Origin of the sequence: Roseburia sp. 499 (assembly GCF_001940225.2) — a bacterium.
Lineage (GTDB): Bacteria > Bacillota > Clostridia > Lachnospirales > Lachnospiraceae > Petralouisia.
On record NZ_CP135164.1, the window covers coordinates 1,896,356 to 1,916,472 of the forward strand.

General features: G+C 39.3%; 17 protein-coding genes. 2 read left to right on the top strand and 15 right to left on the bottom strand.

The features are described from left to right. The first annotated feature begins 1 nt into the window (after position 1). Both BIV20_RS09420 and BIV20_RS09425 read left to right on the top strand, forming a co-directional pair. Positions 2-925, top strand: coding sequence for a TIGR01212 family radical SAM protein (locus tag BIV20_RS09420; RefSeq protein ID WP_075720387.1), 924 nt, complete (start codon positions 2-4; stop codon positions 923-925). Between the two features lie 26 nt (positions 926-951). Further along, positions 952-1,467 carry a DUF4364 family protein gene (locus tag BIV20_RS09425; RefSeq protein ID WP_075720389.1) on the top strand — a complete coding sequence of 172 codons (516 nt, stop codon included), beginning with the start codon at positions 952-954 and terminating at the stop codon, positions 1,465-1,467. 92 nt (positions 1,468-1,559) lie between these two features. Here BIV20_RS09425 and BIV20_RS09430 read toward each other — a convergent pair whose 3' ends face one another. From BIV20_RS09430 to BIV20_RS09500, 15 genes are all read right to left on the bottom strand, one after another. Further along, positions 1,560-1,967, bottom strand: a complete 408-nt coding sequence (locus tag BIV20_RS09430; protein ID WP_075720391.1) for a hypothetical protein — start codon at positions 1,965-1,967, stop codon at positions 1,560-1,562. A 79-nt stretch (positions 1,968-2,046) separates the two neighbouring features. Next, positions 2,047-2,583 carry a flavin reductase family protein gene (locus tag BIV20_RS09435; protein WP_075720578.1) on the bottom strand — a complete coding sequence of 179 codons (537 nt, stop codon included), beginning with the start codon at positions 2,581-2,583 and terminating at the stop codon, positions 2,047-2,049. Positions 2,584-2,702: 119 nt separating this feature from the next. Then, positions 2,703-4,349 carry a putative manganese-dependent inorganic diphosphatase gene (locus BIV20_RS09440; RefSeq protein WP_075720393.1) on the bottom strand — a complete coding sequence of 549 codons (1,647 nt, stop codon included), beginning with the start codon at positions 4,347-4,349 and terminating at the stop codon, positions 2,703-2,705. A 57-nt stretch (positions 4,350-4,406) separates the two neighbouring features. After that, complete coding sequence (locus tag BIV20_RS09445) at positions 4,407-5,237, bottom strand: hypothetical protein (RefSeq protein WP_075720395.1); 831 nt, start codon at positions 5,235-5,237, stop codon at positions 4,407-4,409. 150 nt (positions 5,238-5,387) lie between these two features. Beyond that, complete coding sequence (locus BIV20_RS09450) at positions 5,388-6,167, bottom strand: hypothetical protein (RefSeq protein ID WP_083655162.1); 780 nt, start codon at positions 6,165-6,167, stop codon at positions 5,388-5,390. A 354-nt stretch (positions 6,168-6,521) separates the two neighbouring features. Further along, positions 6,522-7,196, bottom strand: a complete 675-nt coding sequence (gene ung / locus BIV20_RS09455; protein ID WP_075720397.1) for a uracil-DNA glycosylase — start codon at positions 7,194-7,196, stop codon at positions 6,522-6,524. Positions 7,197-7,206: 10 nt separating this feature from the next. After that, complete coding sequence (gene hisF / locus BIV20_RS09460; protein WP_075720399.1) at positions 7,207-7,968, bottom strand: imidazole glycerol phosphate synthase subunit HisF; 762 nt, start codon at positions 7,966-7,968, stop codon at positions 7,207-7,209. 2 nt (positions 7,969-7,970) lie between these two features. After that, entirely contained in the window at positions 7,971-8,585 is a 615-nt protein-coding gene (gene hisH / locus BIV20_RS09465) for an imidazole glycerol phosphate synthase subunit HisH (RefSeq protein WP_075720401.1), read from the bottom strand. A gap of 17 nt (positions 8,586-8,602) precedes the next feature. After that, a complete protein-coding gene (locus BIV20_RS09470) occupies positions 8,603-10,093 on the bottom strand; it encodes a hypothetical protein (protein ID WP_075720403.1) in 1,491 nt (496 codons plus the stop codon). Positions 10,094-10,159: 66 nt separating this feature from the next. Next, positions 10,160-11,524: a PFL family protein gene (locus tag BIV20_RS09475; RefSeq protein WP_075720405.1), complete on the bottom strand. Its 1,365-nt coding sequence runs from the start codon at positions 11,522-11,524 to the stop codon at positions 10,160-10,162. Positions 11,525-11,538: 14 nt separating this feature from the next. Then, positions 11,539-11,823: an ACT domain-containing protein gene (locus BIV20_RS09480; protein ID WP_075720407.1), complete on the bottom strand. Its 285-nt coding sequence runs from the start codon at positions 11,821-11,823 to the stop codon at positions 11,539-11,541. 76 nt (positions 11,824-11,899) lie between these two features. Further along, a complete protein-coding gene (locus BIV20_RS09485) occupies positions 11,900-12,697 on the bottom strand; it encodes an MBL fold metallo-hydrolase (protein ID WP_075720409.1) in 798 nt (265 codons plus the stop codon). Beyond that, the gene (gene coaE, locus BIV20_RS09490) at positions 12,694-15,555 is read right to left on the bottom strand and encodes a dephospho-CoA kinase (protein WP_075720411.1); all 2,862 of its coding nucleotides are present in this window, start codon (positions 15,553-15,555) and stop codon (positions 12,694-12,696) included. Before coaE ends, BIV20_RS09485 begins: the two co-directional genes overlap by 4 nt. Positions 15,556-15,573: 18 nt before the next feature. After that, positions 15,574-18,297 (bottom strand): DNA polymerase I, encoded by a 2,724-nt coding sequence (gene polA / locus BIV20_RS09495; protein ID WP_075720413.1) that lies wholly within the window; start codon positions 18,295-18,297, stop codon positions 15,574-15,576. A 19-nt stretch (positions 18,298-18,316) separates the two neighbouring features. Then, the gene (locus tag BIV20_RS09500) at positions 18,317-20,107 is read right to left on the bottom strand and encodes an aminopeptidase P family protein (RefSeq protein ID WP_075720415.1); all 1,791 of its coding nucleotides are present in this window, start codon (positions 20,105-20,107) and stop codon (positions 18,317-18,319) included. Positions 20,108-20,117 lie beyond the last annotated feature (10 nt).

Consider the following 20,117-nt stretch of genomic DNA (forward strand, 5'->3'; position numbering starts at 1 on the left):
TATGTTTTGGGATGACAAACGGTACTATTCCGTAGATTATTATTTGAAGCATACCTTTGGTGAAAAGGTCTACCGCCTTTCTTTGAACGGCGGTATGACCTGTCCTAACCGCGACGGAACACTAGACACCAGAGGCTGTATTTTCTGTAGCGCTGCCGGCAGCGGAGATTTTGCACAAAATGCTCAAGAATCTATTTCAAAGCAATTATCTGATGCAAAGACACAAATACGCTCCAAACGTGGCTGTAATAAATTTATTGCCTATTTTCAGGCATATACGAATACTTATGCCCCGATAGAATATCTGAGGGCTCTTTTTATAGAAGCAATTCAGGACCCCGAAGTAGTAATTTTATCTATTGCTACCCGCCCGGATTGTCTTTCTCAAGAGGTTTTAGACCTCTTAGATGAATTGAATAAAATAAAACCTGTCTGGATTGAACTGGGTCTCCAAACGATTCATGCGGAAACCAGCCGCTTTATCCGCAGTGGTTTTACCCTTTCCTGCTTTCAGGAAGCAGTAGAGCATTTGACTGCGCTCTCTATTCCGGTTATTGTCCATGTAATTCTAGGACTCCCCGGAGAAACCAGAGAGCAAATGTTAGAGACCGTTTCCCATGTCGGAGCTCTCCACGTGTTTGGAATCAAGTTGCAACTGCTTCATGTATTATCCGACACAGACTTGGGTACCTTATACAAGGAACATCCTTTTCCTTTATTTACACAAGATGAATATTGTCAAATGGTCTGTGATTGTCTGGCAATTTTACCTCCGGATATTACCATCCATCGACTTACAGGCGATGGTCCAAAGGACCTTCTCATTGGTCCTCTCTGGAGTAGCGCGAAACGCTCTGTATTGAATCAGATTCACAAAACATTAAAGGATCAGGATATTTGGCAGGGGAAATATTATCAACCATAACATCAGAATTTCAAGGAGAAGATAATATGGCAGAAGCTTTAACACAATATAAATTGATTGTTTTATATATGCTAGATCATGTGGACTTTCCACTGACCAACACTCAGATTTCCAACTTTGTATTAGAAAAAGAATATACCACCTATTTTACGATACAGCAGGCAATTAGCGAACTTATTAGTGCAGAATTAATTCGCACAGAATCTACACATAATAATACACACTATTATATTACACCTGCCGGAAGAGAAACACTGTCCTACTTTCCAGATAAAATCTCTTCTGCAATCAAGGATGATGTACTATCCTATTTTGCAGAAAATAAAATGGAATTAAAACAGGAAATCTCTGTCATTGCCGATTACTACAAAACTACCGGCCAAGAATTCGCTGTTCGTTGTCAAATTAAAGAAAAAGAACGCTCTCTGATAGATTTGACTATTGCAGCCAAATCCCGTGAACAGGCAGAAGCCATCTGTGCTAACTGGCAAAAACAGGATGAGGAAGTCTATGGCTATCTCATGGACTTGTTGTTGCAATAAACTATTTTCAATATAAACCATAAAAAGCTTATGAAATGAATAGAACACAATTCTTCCATTCACTTCATAAGCTTTTGTTAGTAATCCCTACTCTAGGATTCATTAAAGAATCTCATCTTATGCGAATCTGTACCTTCCTTCAGCGGTGCATATCCAACTCTTGTATTATATTTTTCTTTATAACACTTCTGGCACAGATTCCCAAAGCTGATAGGTTCCCCACATTTTGAACAATGGAGGTTCCTAATCTTACTTTCATGTTGCTCCTTATACTCAATTCTTCCTTCTTCAATCCAATGTTTTACCTTTCGATGAGGAATCTTGAAATGCTCTGCAACCTGATATTCTGTTACATCTTTTGAACGGATATACTCCTTCACCTGGTGAAATAACTCATTATCAATACACCCTGGGCACATCTCTTTATCGTAATTAAGGGGTAATGGTCTTCGGCATACCGAACAAAACTTTAAATTGTCAAATAATGATAGTTGTTCCATGTTAACCGCTCCCTTCTTCTCCTCTTATTAATACTATTGTATCATTTCAGAAGGAACGCGTCTACTATAATCTGACACTTTATTTATTTTTCTTAATACTATAGCCAAAAGTCCCTAATTGATGTTTTAAATCAAAATACGTTCCATGGGAATATACGATCGGTTCTGCCTTTTCTAACTGAAACTTGCCAGTCTCATTCAAATAACTTTCATCTACATGTACTGCTACCACTTCTGCAAGAAACATATGATGTGACCCTAGTTCCTTACATTCTGTAACCTTACATTCAATATTTACCGGACTTTCTCCAATCATTGGCGGTGCCACCTTAGAACTCTTCTGTTTGGTAAGCTTAAGTTCCTTAAACTTGTCCACATCTCTTCCTGACTTTACCCCACAGAAATCTGTTGCATACGCCAGTTCACGAGTTGTCAGATTGATTACAAACTCTCCGGTTTCCTGTATCATATGATAGGAATACCGTTCCGGTCTTACCGATATATATGCCATGGGCGGGTTCGTACAAATCGTTCCCGTCCATGCTACTGTAATAATATTATCGTTTCCTTGACAGTCTGTCACCGTAACCATAACAGCCGGAACAGGATAAATCATATTGCCTGGTTTCCACTCCTGTTTCTTCCTTTCAGAAATAACTTTCCTTTCCGGTCTCTTCTCTGGATTTCTAGCGGCTACTTTTTTATTTTTCTTTTTCCTGTCCATCTATCTTTTTCCTATAATGCTGCCATAAACGCAGGAATTACCTGTTTCTTACGAGACACAACTCCTTTAAGCCACAAAGAATCCTCTCTTGCTTCAAAATGACCATGGAATGCACTTTCTGCAATTTCTCTTGCTTCTGTACCCACATAAATCAATTCTGAGCTTTCTTCTAAAATGTTGGTTAACATAATATATATCATGTCCAAATTACGTTCCTCTAATACCTGTGGCATATAAGGCATTAACTTTTCTTTCACTTCCTGAAGTTCTTCATCGCTCATAGCACTCAACTGGCCAACACCGAATTCCTTATCTCCTGCATTAAATGCTTTGAAATCTTGATAAAAGATTTCTTCTGCAGATTTGGATGCAAAGTTACTACCTGCTTTAAACATGTTTTTGGCATGTTCTTCTATGGAAATTCCTGCACGCTCTGCCAATGCTTCTGCTGCTTTTTTATCTACTTCCGTACAGGTTGGAGAACGGAACATCAAGGTATCTGATATGATAGCAGAACACAGCAAACCTGCAATTTTTCTGTTGATATCAATACCATATTCCTGATACATCTGATATACAATGGTTCCGGTACATCCTACCGGCTGATTACGGAAAAATACCGGTGCAATTGTCTCAATATCACCAAGCTTATGATGATCTATTATCTCTAATATCTCAGCACTTTCAATTCCATTTACTGCCTGTGATTTCTCGTTATGATCCACTAATGCCAGCTGTTTTCTTCTCATATCTAACAGATTACGACGGGAAATCATACCTACATATTTTCCTTCCTCATCGATAACAGGGAAATCGCGATGGCGTTCTTTAGACATCACTTTCTGTACATCCTCTACCAATTCCTCTGTTTCAAATGTAATTAGATTTTCTTTCCGCATAAAGTGCTTGATTGGCATACTCTGGTTGATAAGACGTGATGCTGTATAAGAGTCATATGGAGTTGTAACAATTACACATCCTTTTTCAGACGCCATCTCCTGAATGTTCTCAGAAACCTTGGAATCTGAAACCACAATCAAACAGCTTGCATTCATTTCAAGTGCGCATTTCTGTGCCTCAGGACGATCTCCCAAAATCACAAGATCATCATCCTCAATGTATTCTTTCATCAAATCAGGACTTCCTGCTGCTACAACTACTTTACCTTTTACAAAGTATCCATGCTCATTTCCAACAATGACTTCTCCTTCCAGAGTCTGTGCAATACTTCGATACTGTGTTCTTGCAGTAGCCAGAATTTTGCTGTCATATACATCCATATAAGATGTAGCAATATCACCGGTGGTAATCAATCCCTGTAATGTTCCATTGTCTCTTACGATTGGAAGTGTTCCTACGTTCTGAGCCTTCATCATTTCCCATGCTGTTTTTAAGGAAATCTGACAACTAACTCCCGGTGTCTCACGAATTTCAATGTCCTTTACCTGTGCACCAACATCACTTACATATCCCGGTGCATCTACCTTAAAGTGCTCTAAAACATATTTTGTCTCTTCATTCGGCTGTCCAGCACATTTTGCCTCGTACTTTCTTCCTCCAATTTTGTTCCTTAATTCTGCATAAGCAATTGCAGAACAAATAGAATCCGTGTCCGGATTCTTATGTCCAATTACCCATACCTTTTTTTCCTGTTCCATTTCAACTACCTCTACTACTTATTTCATATTATTACTTTTTGCAAACATCTTCTAGTCTTAAAGCAATCCTGCTACAAAAGCCAGAACTCCGGCAATCCCTATGATATTAACTACCGTAAGTATAATCATTGCTCGCATATATCCCTTAATAGTCTTCATACTCTGCTCGCCAATTTCTGTTTTCTCCAGTTTCTTCTCTAATTCTTCCACCAGAGTCTGGATATTACGATAACACTTCACATCTTCGCTGTGGATTTTCTCAAAAACCTCACCTTTCATGCTATCCAGTTTATCCGAAATGGCCTTGTCCACTTCTGTGAGCTTATCTGAAACCTCTGTTTTTACGGATTCCAATTTACCGGAAACTTCTTCCAACGTTTCCTTTACCGCCACTGTCTGAGCTTCTGACTGCTTCTCCATAAATTCAGTTGCAATCTCAAACTTTTTATCAATCTCTGCAAGCTGCTGTCTTGCACTATCATTGATTTCAGCTACCTGCTCTGAAATACGTTCATCCAGAGTGTCCATTTCGGAACTAAAGGTCTCATCTACCACCTTAATCTGGGCATCCATACGTGAAACAGCGGCATTAATCGTCATTTCCACACTTTTGACCAGCTTGTCCGCCTCCTGCTGTCTCTCAGTCAAAATCGTCTGGAGCTGTTTTGCCTTCTCTTCCCGTTCTTCCACAATCTCCTGAAGTTCCTCTACTTTATCTTCCCTGGAACTTAACAAACCCTGAAGCTGCTTCGCCTTCTCTTTGAATTCGTCAATTTGTTTCAGTAAAAAATCTTCTTTCTGCACCTTATCTCTTGTCCTTTCTGTCTCAGATTCCTGCTTTCCGGGCCTGTATCTCCATTTATTCATTTTTTGAAAAAATTTTCCCACAATTCGGCCCCCTTTATTTAATCGCAGTAGCGCATTATTTTTTATTGTAGCATTTCAACATACTTTTTGCAACCATGAATGATATAAAAAAAGAATCAAAAAAGGAATCCGAATTCTTTTATAATCCGGATTCTCCTATCTTTTTCCAACTTAAATGTAATTACTGTAGTTGCTACCATAAATGTAATTATAGTTATAGTAACCACTATTGCTATATGTATTTGCCTTCGAAGCTTCATTCTGTGCATAATAATCTATCATGGATGCCTTTACCCCTACATTATAAGCATAGGAACCAGTTCCATTGAAAAGACTCTTTACACTGTCCATATCCGCTCCCATAAAAGTATCTTTGTCAATGCTTAATGTATCATCACTGTTCACTGTAATCCCAATCTTACCCAACTGCTTTTCATAGGCATTGGTCAAAGTTATCATCTGAGCAGACGTGCGGGCAATTCTTGCAGTGTTGCTTTCTTCCGTCTCCTTAATCAAAGTATTATAATCCTCTACAAATGCACTAACCCGTTTATAAATCTCGTCTGTCTTATACTTTGTAGTTGTGGTTCCATCTTGGTTTTTTATCGTTTCCTGCCTAAATACATTCTTAGTTCCCTGTGTAATAAGGGCATCTGTGGACTCTTTCAATGCCTCTCCCGCACTCTCCATGCGTGCCAACTGTTTGGTGGAATCCTTAGATGTTGCAGTAGAGGTCGTAGAATTCTTCACTGCATCTGTGACCGCTTCCTTATCCTTATTGTAATAAGCCTTTAACAGCTTATGATAACTACCGCTGCGAATACTTGCATAATCAGCTAAAATACTGTTTCCCGCACTGGCATTCACACTTCCACTCTTAGATGTACTTCCACCTAAACCCGAAAACAATGTATTCACCGAATTCACATCTGATAATCCAAAATATGACATTTTATCACTCCTTTGATTCATTGCGACTTCCCTGTCTGTGTTACCTTTTCTTGATTTTTATTATAACACCACCCTCATCATTTTGCAACGCTCATGGTTTTTATGTATTTTTACCAAATATCGACATTTTTTTTACATCTTTTTATGTATTTTACAATATTTTTATGTTTTATTCACACTTTATTCATATTTAATTGTTACAATAAATACAGTTAAAAAAGCACGTAACTTGATTTCATGTTTTTTTACAGATAAATTTTTCATAATAGCCCCAGTGTCGCGAGATACTGGGGCACTCCTCAATTAATGAAAGAAAAAACTGGAATCTCCTTAATGTATGAGATTCCAGTTTTCTTATCTGTCTTCTATTTGCCAATCTATTGGTTCTATACCGTTTTCTTTCAAAAAAGTATTTGCCTGACTAAAATGCTTACATCCAAAAAAACCACGATATGCTGACAGTGGACTCGGATGCGGAGCCTTTAAAATCAAGTGTTTCGGATTTGTCAGCATGGGAATCTTGCTTTGCGCAGGTCTTCCCCACAACATGTAAACAATAGGTCGATCTTGTGCATTTACTGCATTAATAATAGCATCTGTGAACTGTTCCCAACCTCTGCCTTGATGAGAATTTGCCTGATGTGCACGTACCGTCAACACTGTATTCAGCATTAGAACGCCCTGCTCTGCCCACTTTACAAGATAGCCATTATTAGGAATTTTGCACCCCAAATCTTCGTGAAGTTCTTTATAAATATTGTCCAATGATGGTGGTATTTCCACATCTGGTTTTACAGAAAAGCAAAGTCCATGTGCCTGTCCCTGATTATGATAGGGATCTTGTCCTAATATCAATACCTTTACCTGACTCAATGGTGTCAGATGTAACGCATTAAAAATATCATCTGCCGGCGGATAAATTACTTTCGTATTATATTCTTCTTTTACAAACTTATACAGCTGAGCATAATACGGCTTCTTAAATTCATCGCCGATTGCCTGTAGCCAATCATTGTCTATCATTCCCATGTCTTGCCTTCTATCTTCTAACTGGTATTTTACACTCAGCCAGATAATTCTTTAATTCCATAATTTCCAATTCCTTATAATGGAACAATGATGCTGCCAAAGCTGCATCTGCCTTTCCATCTGTAAGGGCTTCTTTAAAATGCTCCATAGTTCCGGCACCACCTGATGCAATCACCGGAATAGATACATTCTCTGCAATAGTTCTAGTCAGTTCTAAATCATATCCTGCCTTCGTTCCATCACAATCCATACTAGTCAAAAGAATCTCTCCTGCGCCAAGCTGATTTGCCTTTATTGCCCATTCTACAGCGTCCAGACCAGTATCGATTCTACCACCGTTTTTATATACATTCCAGCCGCTTCCATCCTCTCGTCTTCTAGCATCAATGGCAACTACCACACACTGACTACCAAACTTATCCGCTGCATCACTGATAAGACGCGGCGTATTGATTGCAGAGGAATTGATAGAAATCTTATCCGCACCTTCTCGCAACAATGCCTTAAAATCATCTACTGTACGAATTCCTCCACCTACGGTAAACGGAATGAACACCTTTTCGGCTACCTTTCGTACCATATCTACTACCGTATTTCTGGCATCAGAAGACGCTGTAATGTCTAAGAACACCACCTCATCTGCACCAGCCTTGTCATAAGCTGCTGCTATCTCAACCGGATCTCCTGCATCACGCAGATTTACAAAATTTACACCTTTTACTACCCGTCCGTTATTTACATCAAGACAGGGAATGATTCTCTTCGTAAACATCCTTATACCTCCCCTATCTTTGCAAAATTCTCTAAAATCTTAAGACCTACACTGCTGCTTTTTTCCGGATGGAACTGACATGCAAAAACATTTTCTTTCTCTACAGATGCATGAATGTTCACACCATACTCCGTTACTGCCTTTACAATGCTTTCTTCTCTTGCCTTCAAATAGTAAGAGTGAACAAAATAGACAAAAGCTTCCTGGGAAATCCCCTGAAACAATCTCCCATTATTCTGCAGTTTCAATGAATTCCAACCAATATGCGGAATCTTAAGTCCCGGCTCCTCCGGAATCTTTACAATCTCACCATCCAAAATATGTAAACCTTCAACACCGCTGCTCTCTTCACTTCCTTCAAACAACAGCTGAAGTCCTAAACAAATACCAAGAAACGGCGTCTTTTTTTCTGCCACCTCTTTGATTACTTTGTCCAACTCATATTTTTTCAAGTTCTCCATTGCAACCCCAAAAGCACCTACTCCCGGCAAAATCACCTTATCTGCCGCAAGAATTTCTTTTCTGTCACGCGTTATCACACTTTCCTGACCAAGAAAATTTAATGCCTTTTCCACGCTTTTGAGATTTCCTGCATCATAATCCACAATTGCTATCATGTCCTGTTTCTCCTGTCCTAATCTTCTTCTGGTTCCAACCCTAACTCACTTATCACATCATATACAGCATATGTAAATTCCTGCTTATCCTCCAGAGCGTATATCGCTCTAGCTTCATCAACAGACATCTGATAATTACTGCTCAACTTCTCTTCCATACTCTGTAGCATCTTGTTGTATTCATTATCTACACCTGCCTCTGTAGCATCAGAAATAAAACGATCATATCTGCCAACACCGCAAATCAAAGCTGCCAATGCTTCACTATACATATTCTGACTCTGATATGCATCATAACTGTTTAATTGTTGTTGCAAATAAGCGGTCAGTTTCACCTTATTGTAAAATTCTAAATCTGCCTCTTTCATGTCCTTCTCATTTAAGCAACCATAGGCTTCTACATATTCTCCCTGGGCATAATAATCCTTAGCCTCAGAAAGAGCAGTACTATATCCTGTCAGATTACTCAACAGATTTACCAAAACTACAATAGACAGACCAAATAGCACAATTAGAACTACCGGCTTTTTCGGAAGAGGCTTTGACTTTACAACCGGTTCTTGATTCTGCAGTTTCAAGGCTTTCTTTTCGGCTTTTTCTTTTGCCTTTTGTTCCTTTAATGCTTGTTTTGCAGCTTTCTTTTCCGCCTTTTCCTGTGCTTTTTGCTCTTTTAATGCCTTCTTTTCCTCTTCTTTTTCTTTCTTTTTCTTTGCTGCTTCCTCTTCTTCTGATGAAGTATTCTGATTCTCTAATTCCAGCAAAGCGCTCATTTCTTCTTCCGAGAGGTTTTCAATCTCACTAGGCGCTATTTCAACGGCAGGCTTTTTCACAACCTCTTCTTCCTCTTCTCCAAATAAGGCAGCAGAAAGTCTTGCAAAAAATCCTTTCTTTTTCGCTTTCTTTATGTCTTCTTCCAATGAATTTTCTTCCTCTATCGAACTCTCTTTTTTCGGTTCCGCTTCCTTTTTTCCGCTTTCTTCGACATCCAGATTCAGACCTTCAATCTCTCTTGCCAGTTTTTCCGCCTCTGAAATATCTTCCGATTCTCCCAGTTCATCCATTCCTTCTAGCGTATTTACGATATGGGAATCATCTGACGCATATCCCTGACCAATTTCATCTAGTGCCGGGTCATCTTCACTAAAATTTTTCAAAGATTCTTCAATGGATAAATCCCCATCTCCAAGTCCATCATCTAAATTACCATTTTTTACATTGTTTACGATAGAATCAATGCTGTCCATAAAATCGGGTGAGGTACTGTCGTCCATTCCAAATTCTGTTTCCAATTCACTATCACTTGTGTCTGCCTTTGAAAACTCTGTTTCCATATTGGAATCCAAATCGTCTCCAAGACTTTTCTCAAATTCTTTCAAAAAATCTTCTTCATCGATTCCTGCCAACTCCTTATCGAAATCATCCCATACCTCTGCTGTTTTTCCTTCTTGATCCTTCTCATCATCAATTTCTTTCAGCAATTCGTCCAGATATTCTTCTCTTTCGCCCAACTGCCGCACCTCCCGTATTTATTCTCTGACAATATTCTACCATATACCCAAATATTACACAATATTCTAATTCTTGAAGCTGTGAATTGGTGCCGGAATACGGCCTCCTCTATTTACAAAATCATCACATGAATACTTATTTACCGGCATAATTGGTGCATAACCAAATAATCCACCAAATTCTACAGTATCTCCTACATCCTTTCCAATAACCGGAATCAGACGTGCTGCTGTTGTCTTTTGATTTACCATTCCAAGTGCCATTTCATCTGCAATAATACCAGAGATAGTAGTTGCCTTTGTATCTCCCGGAATTGCAATCATATCAAGTCCTACGGAACATACACAAGTCATAGCTTCTAATTTTTCTAATGTAATAGCACCTGCTTCTACTGCATTAATCATACCTTGGTCTTCACTGACAGGAATGAAGGCTCCGCTTAAACCACCTACATAAGAAGATGCCATAACACCACCTTTTTTCACCTGGTCATTTAACAGAGCAAGTGCTGCTGTAGTTCCCGGTGCACCTGCATATTCAAGACCGATTTCGCACAAACAATCCGCCACACTATCACCAATTGCCGGTGTTGGAGCTAATGACAAATCTACAATACCAAATGGAATTCCAAGCAATCTGGAAGCTTCCTGTGCTACTAACTGTCCTACACGAGTAACCTTAAAAGCCGTCTTTTTAATTGTCTCGCATAATACCTCAAAATTCTCACCGCGCACTTTTTCTAACGCTGTCTTTACAACACCAGGTCCACTAACACCTACATTAATAATTGCATCTGCTTCTGTTACTCCATGGAAAGCACCTGCCATAAACGGGTTATCATCCGGTGCATTACAAAATACTACCAGTTTCATACAGTCTACGGAATCACGATCCTTAGAAAGTTCTGCCAGTTCTAACAGAATCTCACCCATTAATTTGACGCCATCCATATTGATACCGGTTTTTGTGGATGCAAGGTTTACGGAACTACATACACGCTCCGTACGACAAAGAGCCATAGGAATAGAACGAATCAATAACTCATCTGCCTTTGTCATTCCCTTAGAAACTAATGCAGAATATCCTCCAATCAGGTTCACGCCTACTGCTTTTGCTGCTGCATCTAAAGTGTCTGCAATTGTTGCAAAATCTTCCGATGTCTTACATGCTGCTCCACCTATCAACGCAATAGGAGTTACAGAGATACGTTTATTCACAATTGGAATACCAAATTCATTTTCAATGGTTGTTCCAACAGATACTAAATCCTTTGCTACTGTTGTAATCTTATTATAAATATTTTCATTTAACTTTTTTAAGTCAGAATCAATGCAGTCTAACAGACTAATACCTATGGTAATGGTACGTACATCCAAATTCTCCTGCTCTATCATCTTATTGGTTTCATTAACTTCCCATCTATTTATCATGTCTGTACCACTCCTTAAATTCTGTGCATTTTATTAAAAATTTCTTCTTTCTGGCATTTGATTGTTACACCGATTTCTTCTCCAACCTGCTCTAATTCTTTGGAAATCTGGTCAAAGGACTTAGAAGCTCTCTGAAAATCTGCAATCATCATCATATTAAAGAAATCCTGTACGATAGTCTGACTGATATCCAATACGTTAATCTGATTATCTGAAAGGTATGTACATACCTTTGCAATAATTCCTACAGTATCTTTTCCAACTACAGTAATAATGGTCTTGTCTGCTCTTTTTTCCATAATGGTTCTCCTCTTTTTCAAATATTCTTCTTTTTCTTTTTACTATACTAAAGTAAGTTTCTTAAACTTGCAAGTACTAAATTTCTACAATTTGAGATACACTATCCCTTTTTGCTACCTGAATCGGAAAATCAGATGCTTTATATGGATTATCTGCCATATCTACTTCCAATCGCACCGTTTCATAGGCAAGCTTTTCGTAATTGTTTTCTTTACTTAAATGTCCTAATATAACTGTCTTAAAATTATCATGAAGCACTTCACTTAACAACTGTCCGGACAATTCATTGGACAAATGCCCCTTGTCTCCTAAAATTCGCTGTTTCAAATAGTAAGGATATGTTCCAACCTGAAGCATATGTACATCATGATTTGCCTCCAACAATAAAACATCCAGATGTTGCAGTTTTTCTACGATATAGTTATCATACCTTCCTAAATCTGTCATAACCGCCATGGATTTTCCCGGCTGCCTAAGAATATATGCGGTAGGCTGCGCTGCGTCATGGGAAATTGCCACAGGACTTACCGTAATATCACCAATGGTAAAGTCCACGTCCGGCTCAATCTCCACAAACAAATCTTCCGGTATCTTTCCTACATTCTTTGTGTTCAATATGGCTTCCTTAGTACCTTTCGTTGTATAAATAGGAATCCCGTATTTTCTGGATACCACTCCAAGTCCACTGATATGGTCAGAGTGTTCATGTGTTACAAGAATTCCATCAACATCTTTTGTAGTATGTCCAATAAAATTAAGTCCTTCCTCAATTCGTTTTCCGCTGATTCCGGTATCAATCATCAGACTTGTTGTTTCGGAAGCTGCGAAAATACAGTTTCCGCTACTTCCGCTTGCAATGCTACACAATTTCATAAAGTTTCATTCTCCCAGTATATTTCAATTACATCACCTTCACCTAGCACTGCTGTGTAAGCTGGCATCTCACCATTTAACTTGGTAACAATTGCTCTTCCTCTTCCTTCATTTAGATTAAAATTGATTTTATCAAATACATCTACAAAAATATAAGAAGACTTTCCTGTCATGGTTATTGGCATACCATTTACCATAACATTTATTGTAGTAACTGCCTGTTCCGGTGCTTTTTCTTGTACTTCCGGCTTTTTCTGAATCGTTGGACGTATATCATTGTCTGATACCCGTTGAGATTCTAAGAACTTTGCCTCTAATTCTTCTTGCGTCAGTTCCCGCTCCTCTTCTTCCGTTTCTTCCTCTATCCAAGAAGTTCTTTCTGAAGCGTTCGTCATTACTTTCTGCTCTGTATCTTGTTCGACAACTTCTACATTACCGCTCTCTGCTGCTTCAGTCTCTTCTTTTGTTTCATCTTCCTGTGCAGTCCGATAGGACAACACTGCCCAATCAATAGAAAAGTTCTCATAGACCAACGTTCCCATATCTGCAGGCTTATTATTTACCAAAATCTCCTGGTCCATATCAACCTCTACATCCATGAACTCCATAACCTGACTAACAGTATAGAAACCTCTCATTTCAATATCATCATTTTCCTGAATCTCATAATATGGTGGTTCCAGACTGCCATTTACTTCTGCAAACTTTGGACAGGTAACCATTTTCCCATTCACCTCAAAAGTAAGTGTTGCTGTTCCATATTCTTCCAGTTGTTCCAATCGGTAAGTTGCTGCATCTCCTGTAGTGGATGGTTCAATGGTAATCTCCATATTTGGTTCAAGCGGTGTATTAATATTTCCCAATCTTCCATTCACACGAATGATTGCGGCATCTCCCGCATCTCCTCTTGCAATCCGCTTTCTTCCATTTACCGTAAAGTTAATTTCTTTTCCTCTCCGCGGGAACAACTGCTCTTTTGGAAATCCGGCCTGCAATGCCGCATCTACCACGGTCAGTTTGTTATTGTCATATAACTTAATTCTTTCTCCGTTAAAACGAACAAAGATGAAATTATTTTTCTGATCATAATAATTCAAACAGATTCCGATTGGAGTTACCAGAAGAGGGTCTTTCTTAATCTCCGGCTGTTCAAAGTGAATCTCCTGAAGCACCTCTTCACCACGAAGTGCCACACGTTCTTTCGGAAGTTCCAGTTCTTCTGCCAGATGTTCTACAAACCCATGCACTTTACCACCGCCACCTACTACAAAGGTAGCACTTACAGACTTATCACCGTTTAATTCCTTAATCTTATCCGCAATATCCGTGGTAAGCTTTTCTACCAGAGGCGCCACCAATTCCCATACCTCTGTGGCCGGAATAGTATGCTGAATCATCATAATATCCTGATATTCAATGGTCTCGTCTGTGGTAGACGCCAATTTAATATGTTCTGCAGTTTTAAAATCTACCAAGTAATGCTGTACAATAGCTTCTGTAATCTCATCTCCTGCACTCGGTATCATTCCGTAAGCGATAATACTTCCGTCTCTGGTAATAGAAATATCGCTTGTTCCTGCTCCTACATCCACCAATGCAATATTCAGCATACGAAATGCCTCCGGAATTGCAACATTGATAGCTGCGATAGGCTCTAATGTCAGATTTGCCACTTGCATTCCCGCAAATTCTACCGCAGAATACAAACCATCTACTACGTCCTCAGGCAAGAAGGTTGCTATAAGTTCTTCGCTGATAACCTCTGCTTTATGACCTTCCAAATTAGAAATCACATCGCCGTTCAAATAATATTTTACGACAGAATATCCTACACAATAAAACTTAAACTTAGTATCATTGTTCTCATTTAAAATTCTTTGTGCTTTTTCCACTCCCAACAAATCCATTGTATGAACATCTTCTCCGGTTACTACTGTTTCTTCCGGATACTCATATTCTACTGTAGTGTTTACCGTCTTTAACACACGTCCAGCGGCAGCAATACAGGTTTCTTCCAATTTTATATGGAGCTGCTCCTCTAACTGACGCTTCACTGCATGAATAGTTCTTCCTACTCTTCGGATATCATGAATCTGTCCGTCCAACATAGACCGGGTTTCATGCTGTTTTATACACTGCGCTGACACGATAAATTCGTTTTCTTCCTTATAGCCTACAGTTCCTACTACATTTCTTGTTCCAATATCAAGTCCAAATACCAATGGGACTCCGTTTAGCTGTTGTTCCATCTGTTTTGTATCTCCCTTACTTTTCATTACCTGTGCAATCTGATAAAAAGTCTCTTCTCTGGTACCATTATTATCAATCACTACCTGACATTTTTGCCGATATACTTCTTCGGAAAGCTGACTACTAAAAATCTGTTCCACCTTTTCTTCCGAATAACCTCTGGTTTCCATCAAGCGAGCCTTCCGATTCTCCTTCGATGTATAAATATACCACAATTCATCACATATTTCATCATAATGGTCTTCAATCAGAAGCGCAGCCTCAATCACAAGGTAATCCAATGATTCCATTTTTCTCTGTTCTGCAATCTCTTCCCGAATAAATTGCTTCACTGCCGGATGCACGATACCATTTACCTTTTTTCGCAATTCTTCGGAAGAAAAAAGTTCCTTCGCCAATGCCTTGCGGTCTATATTCTCGTTATCTTCCTCATACACATCTGCCGGAAGAACACGAAGCAGTTTCTCATAGCATTCTGTTCCCGGCTTCATCAAATCATGTGCGATTTTATCCGCAATGAGATTTTTTACTTTATAATTTTTTTCTAAATAATCCAGAATGGCGGACTTTCCTGCTCCTACTCCGCCGGTAATTCCAATTACCTGCATAGGCCAAACTCCTTCTCCTTAATGTGCTTCATACCAATCTTTTCCATGTTTCATGTCTATTTCCAATTTTACAGCCAAGTCTGCTGCCTGCTCCATTTCTTTTTCTAACAGTGCTTCCACTTGTTCTACTTCGTCTTTCCATGCTTCAATCAAAAGTTCATCGTGCACCTGCAAAATAAGTCTAGACTTAAGTCCTTGTTTTTTCAATCCTTCGTTGACTCGTATCATAGCTATTTTAATAATATCTGCTGCTGTTCCCTGAATTGGTGAATTCATGGCAACACGTTCCCCAAAGGAACGTTGCATAAAATTACTGGAAGAAAGCTCCGGTACCGGACGTCTTCGTCCAAACATGGTGGTAACATATCCCTGTTTCTTTCCATCCTCCACCAATTTATCTAAAAACACTTTGATATTCGGATATGTTTCAAAGTATCTTTCAATATATTCAGAAGCCTCTTTTCTTGTAATACTTAAATCCTGACTCAAACCAAAGGAGCTGATACCATAGACAATACCAAAATTTACCGCTTTTGCATTTCTTCTCTGTAGTTCTGTAACCTCATCAAAAGGAACATGAAATACCTGTGAAGCTGTCATACGGTGGATATCCTGCGCTTCCTGATATGCCGCAATGAGGTTCTTATCACCGGACATATGCGCCAGAACCCTTAATTCAATCTGAGAATAATCGGCATCTATCAATACACAACCTTCCTTCGGAATAAACACCTTGCGAATCTGTCTTCCCAATTCCATACGAATCGGAATATTCTGCAAGTTCGGTTCTGTACTGCTGATTCTTCCTGTTGCTGTAATGGTCTGATTGAAAGTAGAACGAATTCTGCCATCCTCTTCGATATAATTGGCAAGTCCATCTGCATAGGTAGATTTTAACTTCGTCAATTGACGGTACTCTAAAATCTTAGATACTAACGGATATTCCGGTGCCAGTTTTTCCAAAACATCGGCTGCTGTAGAATACCCTGTCTTCGTCTTTTTCCCATAAGGCATCTGAAGTTTTTCAAAAAGAATGACGCCTAACTGCTTCGGTGAATTAATGTTAAATTCTTCTCCCGCATCCTGGTAGATTTCCTGTTCCAGTTCCACAATCTTGCCCTGTAATGCAGTTCCATATTCCTTCAAGGCTCCTGCATCCACCAAAACGCCCTCTTGCTCCATATCAAACAGAGTATATACCAACGGCATCTCTATTTCACCATAAAGCTTGTCCATACCGCTTTCTTTCAGCTTTTCTGCTAAAACCGAAGCTGCTGCAAAACAGGTATAAGCTCCGAAGCACACAAAAGACATAAAGGCGTCTTCTTTTTCTCGAATTGCCTGTCCATCTGTTAATTTTCCAAGTAAATCCTGTCTGGAAGGAATCAACAAATCAAGATGTTCCTTTGCCACATCATCAATGGCATAATCATTTTTCAAAGGATTTAAAAGATATGCGCCAATCAGCACATCATCTATCCTACTTCGTTCCTCCTGTTTCGGGGTAATATAGGGTAACTGCGCTTTCAAATCAAAACATGCTGTCCTTCCCGGCTGTTCCAACAGTCTTTGCAACTGCTCTAACAAATATTCTCCCGTCAGTTCTGTTCCTGCCTGTAGGAAAAATATCTGCTCTCTGCCATAAGAAAGTCCCAATCCTAATACCTTTTCTGCACCATTTGCATTGTCGCTCCCTACATTACCGTTTAGCAGACTGTCCAGGGTTAACTGTCCCTCCGGTTGTTCTGCCTCCGGGTCTACGGACAACCAAAAACCTCTGTATTCTGCTTTTCCTGCTTCTGCAAAAATCTTATCTGCTTCTTTTTTGTCTGTAATTTTCTTAAAATACTGCTCTACCGGATTGACAGGTGCCTCCACCTGAAAACGATTCAGCATATTTTTAAATTCCAGCTTCTTCATCCAGACATATGCTTCCGGTGTAAAAAGGTTCCCGATTTTTGCATTTTCTATCTCACAAGAAATAGGCGCATTGGTCTCAATCGTAGCAAGAGTCTTACTCATCTGCGCCATGTCATAATACTCTCTTAAATTATTCTGAGCCCTTGGTGGCTTTATTTCGTCCACATGAGCGTATGCATTTTCGATACTTCCATACTGTACGATTAATGCCGTTGCGGTCTTTTCTCCGATTCCCGGCACTCCCGGAATATTATCTGCGGTATCTCCCATCAAAGCCTTTACATCAATAAATTCTGTCGGAGTTACCTGATACTTTTCCTTTACATCTACTGCATAATAGTCTTCAATTTCTGTTCCGGTTCGCTTTGTCTTTGGAATTCTTATTTTGATATGCTCACTGGCAAGCTGTAACAAGTCACGGTCTCCTGATACCAAAGACACTTCCATTCCCTGTGCTTCACTGCGCTTTGCTATTGTTCCTAAAATATCATCTGCCTCGTAACCTTCCTGCTCGACAATGGTGATTCCCATTGATTTCAGGACTTCCTTCATGACAGGAACCTGCTGGCGCAGTTCGTCCGTCATTGGCTTTCTTGTTCCCTTATAGGCATCATACATCTTATGTCGGAATGTAGGTGCATGTACGTCAAATGCAACCGTCAGATATTCCGGTTTTTCTTCTTCTAATATCTTAAATAAAATATTTAAAAATCCATACACCGCATTGGTATGAAGTCCTTCTGCATTGGTAAGGTCGGGAATTCCAAAAAATGCCCGGTTTAATATACTATGTCCATCTATTAAAACTATTTTCTCGCTCATGAGGTTCTGCTTTCCTTTTTTAAATTGCTCTGGTATATTCCTTCAACCATTCCTTTTCTTCCGTTGTTAGGTACGGAGAAATTTTTTCGTATACCATCTTATGATAATCATTGAGAAGTTTTCTCTCTGTTCCTGTCATTTCTTCCGGAATAATCGCATCCAAATCAATTGGTACATAGGTAATGGTCTCAAATTCCATAAATTGTCCGTACTCATTCTTCTCTGCTTTTTTACAAATCAGTTCGTTTTCCGTACGGATTCCATACTTTCCTTCCAGATATACGCCCGGTTCATCTGTGGTAACCATGCCTTCCTCAAGCACACAGCTATCGTTTCGTTCCGGTACGATTTTCCAACGAAAACCATTTGGTCCTTCATGGACATTCAATAAATATCCAATTCCATGTCCGGTTCCACATTTGTAATCCAATCCCAGATTCCACAATGGCCCTCTGGAAAGGATATCCAGATTGGTTCCACGGCATCCGTATAGGAACTTAGCAGCTGCCAGATTCAGATTAGAACGGCAAACTGTGGTAAAGTGGAATTTTTCTTCTTCTGTAAGTTTTCCCAGTGCTATGGTTCTGGTAATATCGGTACTTCCATCCAGATAATGTCCACCGGAATCCACCAATAAAAATCCCTCCGGTTTTAACTCTGCATCTGATTCCGGAGTTGCACAGTAATGCATCATAGCCGCGTTTGCTCCATATGCACTAATGGTTTCAAAACTCAAATCTACAAACAAATCCTGTTCTCTTCTTCTGGCTTCCAGATAATCGGAAGCAGAAATCTCTGTAATTTTCTGCTTTCCAATATTAGTTTTTAACCAATATAAGAACTTAGTGACTGCCACACCATCCTTAATATGGGCATTTCGGATATTTTTAAGCTCTGTTTCATTTTTTATTGCTTTCATAAGCTCTGTTGGGTTACTATCAGTAACAACTGTTACTTCCGGTTTCAAGCTGTGACAAATACGATAATTTACAATATTTTTATCTAATAATACTGTCTCTCCTGCCGGAATCTCTGCCGCATACTGATAAATCTCTTCATAAGGACGAATCACAATATGATTCTTCTCACAATATGATTTCAGTTTATCATCCAATACTTCCTCATGAATAAACCAATATGCTTCCTGCATAGTTACTGCTGCAAAAGACAATACCACCGGCACACATTCAATATCACCACCGCGAATATTAAAGAGCCATGCAATGTCATAAAGGGATGTCAGGATATGCACTCCTGCCTGCTTCTCCTGCATTTTTTCTCTTACCCGTGTCAGTTTACTCTGTGCACTTTCTCCAGCATATTTTTCTTCTAAAATAAAAACCGGATTCATTGGAAGTTGTGGGCGCTCTTTCCAAATAATTCCCACTAAATCTTCTGTTACATATACAGAGCCATTTTTCTTACCAACGATTTCTTCATAGCATGCACCGTCTGCGGCATTAATGACTCTTCCATCAAATCCCAGACATGCGCCTTCCGGAAGATTCTTCTCCACATATTCTTGAACGGTAGGCACTCCCTCTTCTCCCATTTTAAAAAGAGTAACCGGTGTTCCCTTCAACTGTTTTTCTGCCTGTATAAAATATCTTCCGTCTGTCCAAAGATCTGCCTCCGTCATGGTAATCACGGCTGTTCCGGCAGAACCTGTAAATCCGGTAATATATTTTCTCGCTTTAAAATAATCACCTACATACTCTGATTCATGAAAATCCGAAGTAGGAACGATATACATATCAATGCTTCTTTTTTTCATCTCTGCCCGTAAAGCATCGATTCTTTCTGCTATCATTACAAAATAT

Bases quoted from the DNA above. Each gene is read 5' to 3' on its own strand.
- BIV20_RS09475 (WP_075720405.1), bottom strand. From the start codon at position 11,524: ATGATAAATAGATGGGAAGTTAATGAAACCAATAAGATGATAGAGCAG.
- BIV20_RS09420 (WP_075720387.1), top strand. From the start codon at position 2: ATGTTTTGGGATGACAAACGGTACTATTCCGTAGATTATTATTTGAAG.
- BIV20_RS09425 (WP_075720389.1), top strand. From the start codon at position 952: ATGGCAGAAGCTTTAACACAATATAAATTGATTGTTTTATATATGCTA.
- coaE (WP_075720411.1), bottom strand. From the start codon at position 15,555: ATGCAGGTAATTGGAATTACCGGCGGAGTAGGAGCAGGAAAGTCCGCC.
- BIV20_RS09435 (WP_075720578.1), bottom strand. From the start codon at position 2,583: ATGATTTATCCTGTTCCGGCTGTTATGGTTACGGTGACAGACTGTCAA.
- BIV20_RS09430 (WP_075720391.1), bottom strand. From the start codon at position 1,967: ATGGAACAACTATCATTATTTGACAATTTAAAGTTTTGTTCGGTATGC.
- hisH (WP_075720401.1), bottom strand. From the start codon at position 8,585: ATGATAGCAATTGTGGATTATGATGCAGGAAATCTCAAAAGCGTGGAA.
- ung (WP_075720397.1), bottom strand. From the start codon at position 7,196: ATGGGAATGATAGACAATGATTGGCTACAGGCAATCGGCGATGAATTT.
- BIV20_RS09500 (WP_075720415.1), bottom strand. From the start codon at position 20,107: ATGATAGCAGAAAGAATCGATGCTTTACGGGCAGAGATGAAAAAAAGA.
- BIV20_RS09450 (WP_083655162.1), bottom strand. From the start codon at position 6,167: ATGTCATATTTTGGATTATCAGATGTGAATTCGGTGAATACATTGTTT.
- BIV20_RS09485 (WP_075720409.1), bottom strand. From the start codon at position 12,697: ATGAAATTGTGTAGCATTGCAAGCGGAAGTAGCGGAAACTGTATTTTC.
- polA (WP_075720413.1), bottom strand. From the start codon at position 18,297: ATGAGCGAGAAAATAGTTTTAATAGATGGACATAGTATATTAAACCGG.
- BIV20_RS09480 (WP_075720407.1), bottom strand. From the start codon at position 11,823: ATGGAAAAAAGAGCAGACAAGACCATTATTACTGTAGTTGGAAAAGAT.
- hisF (WP_075720399.1), bottom strand. From the start codon at position 7,968: ATGTTTACGAAGAGAATCATTCCCTGTCTTGATGTAAATAACGGACGG.
- BIV20_RS09440 (WP_075720393.1), bottom strand. From the start codon at position 4,349: ATGGAACAGGAAAAAAAGGTATGGGTAATTGGACATAAGAATCCGGAC.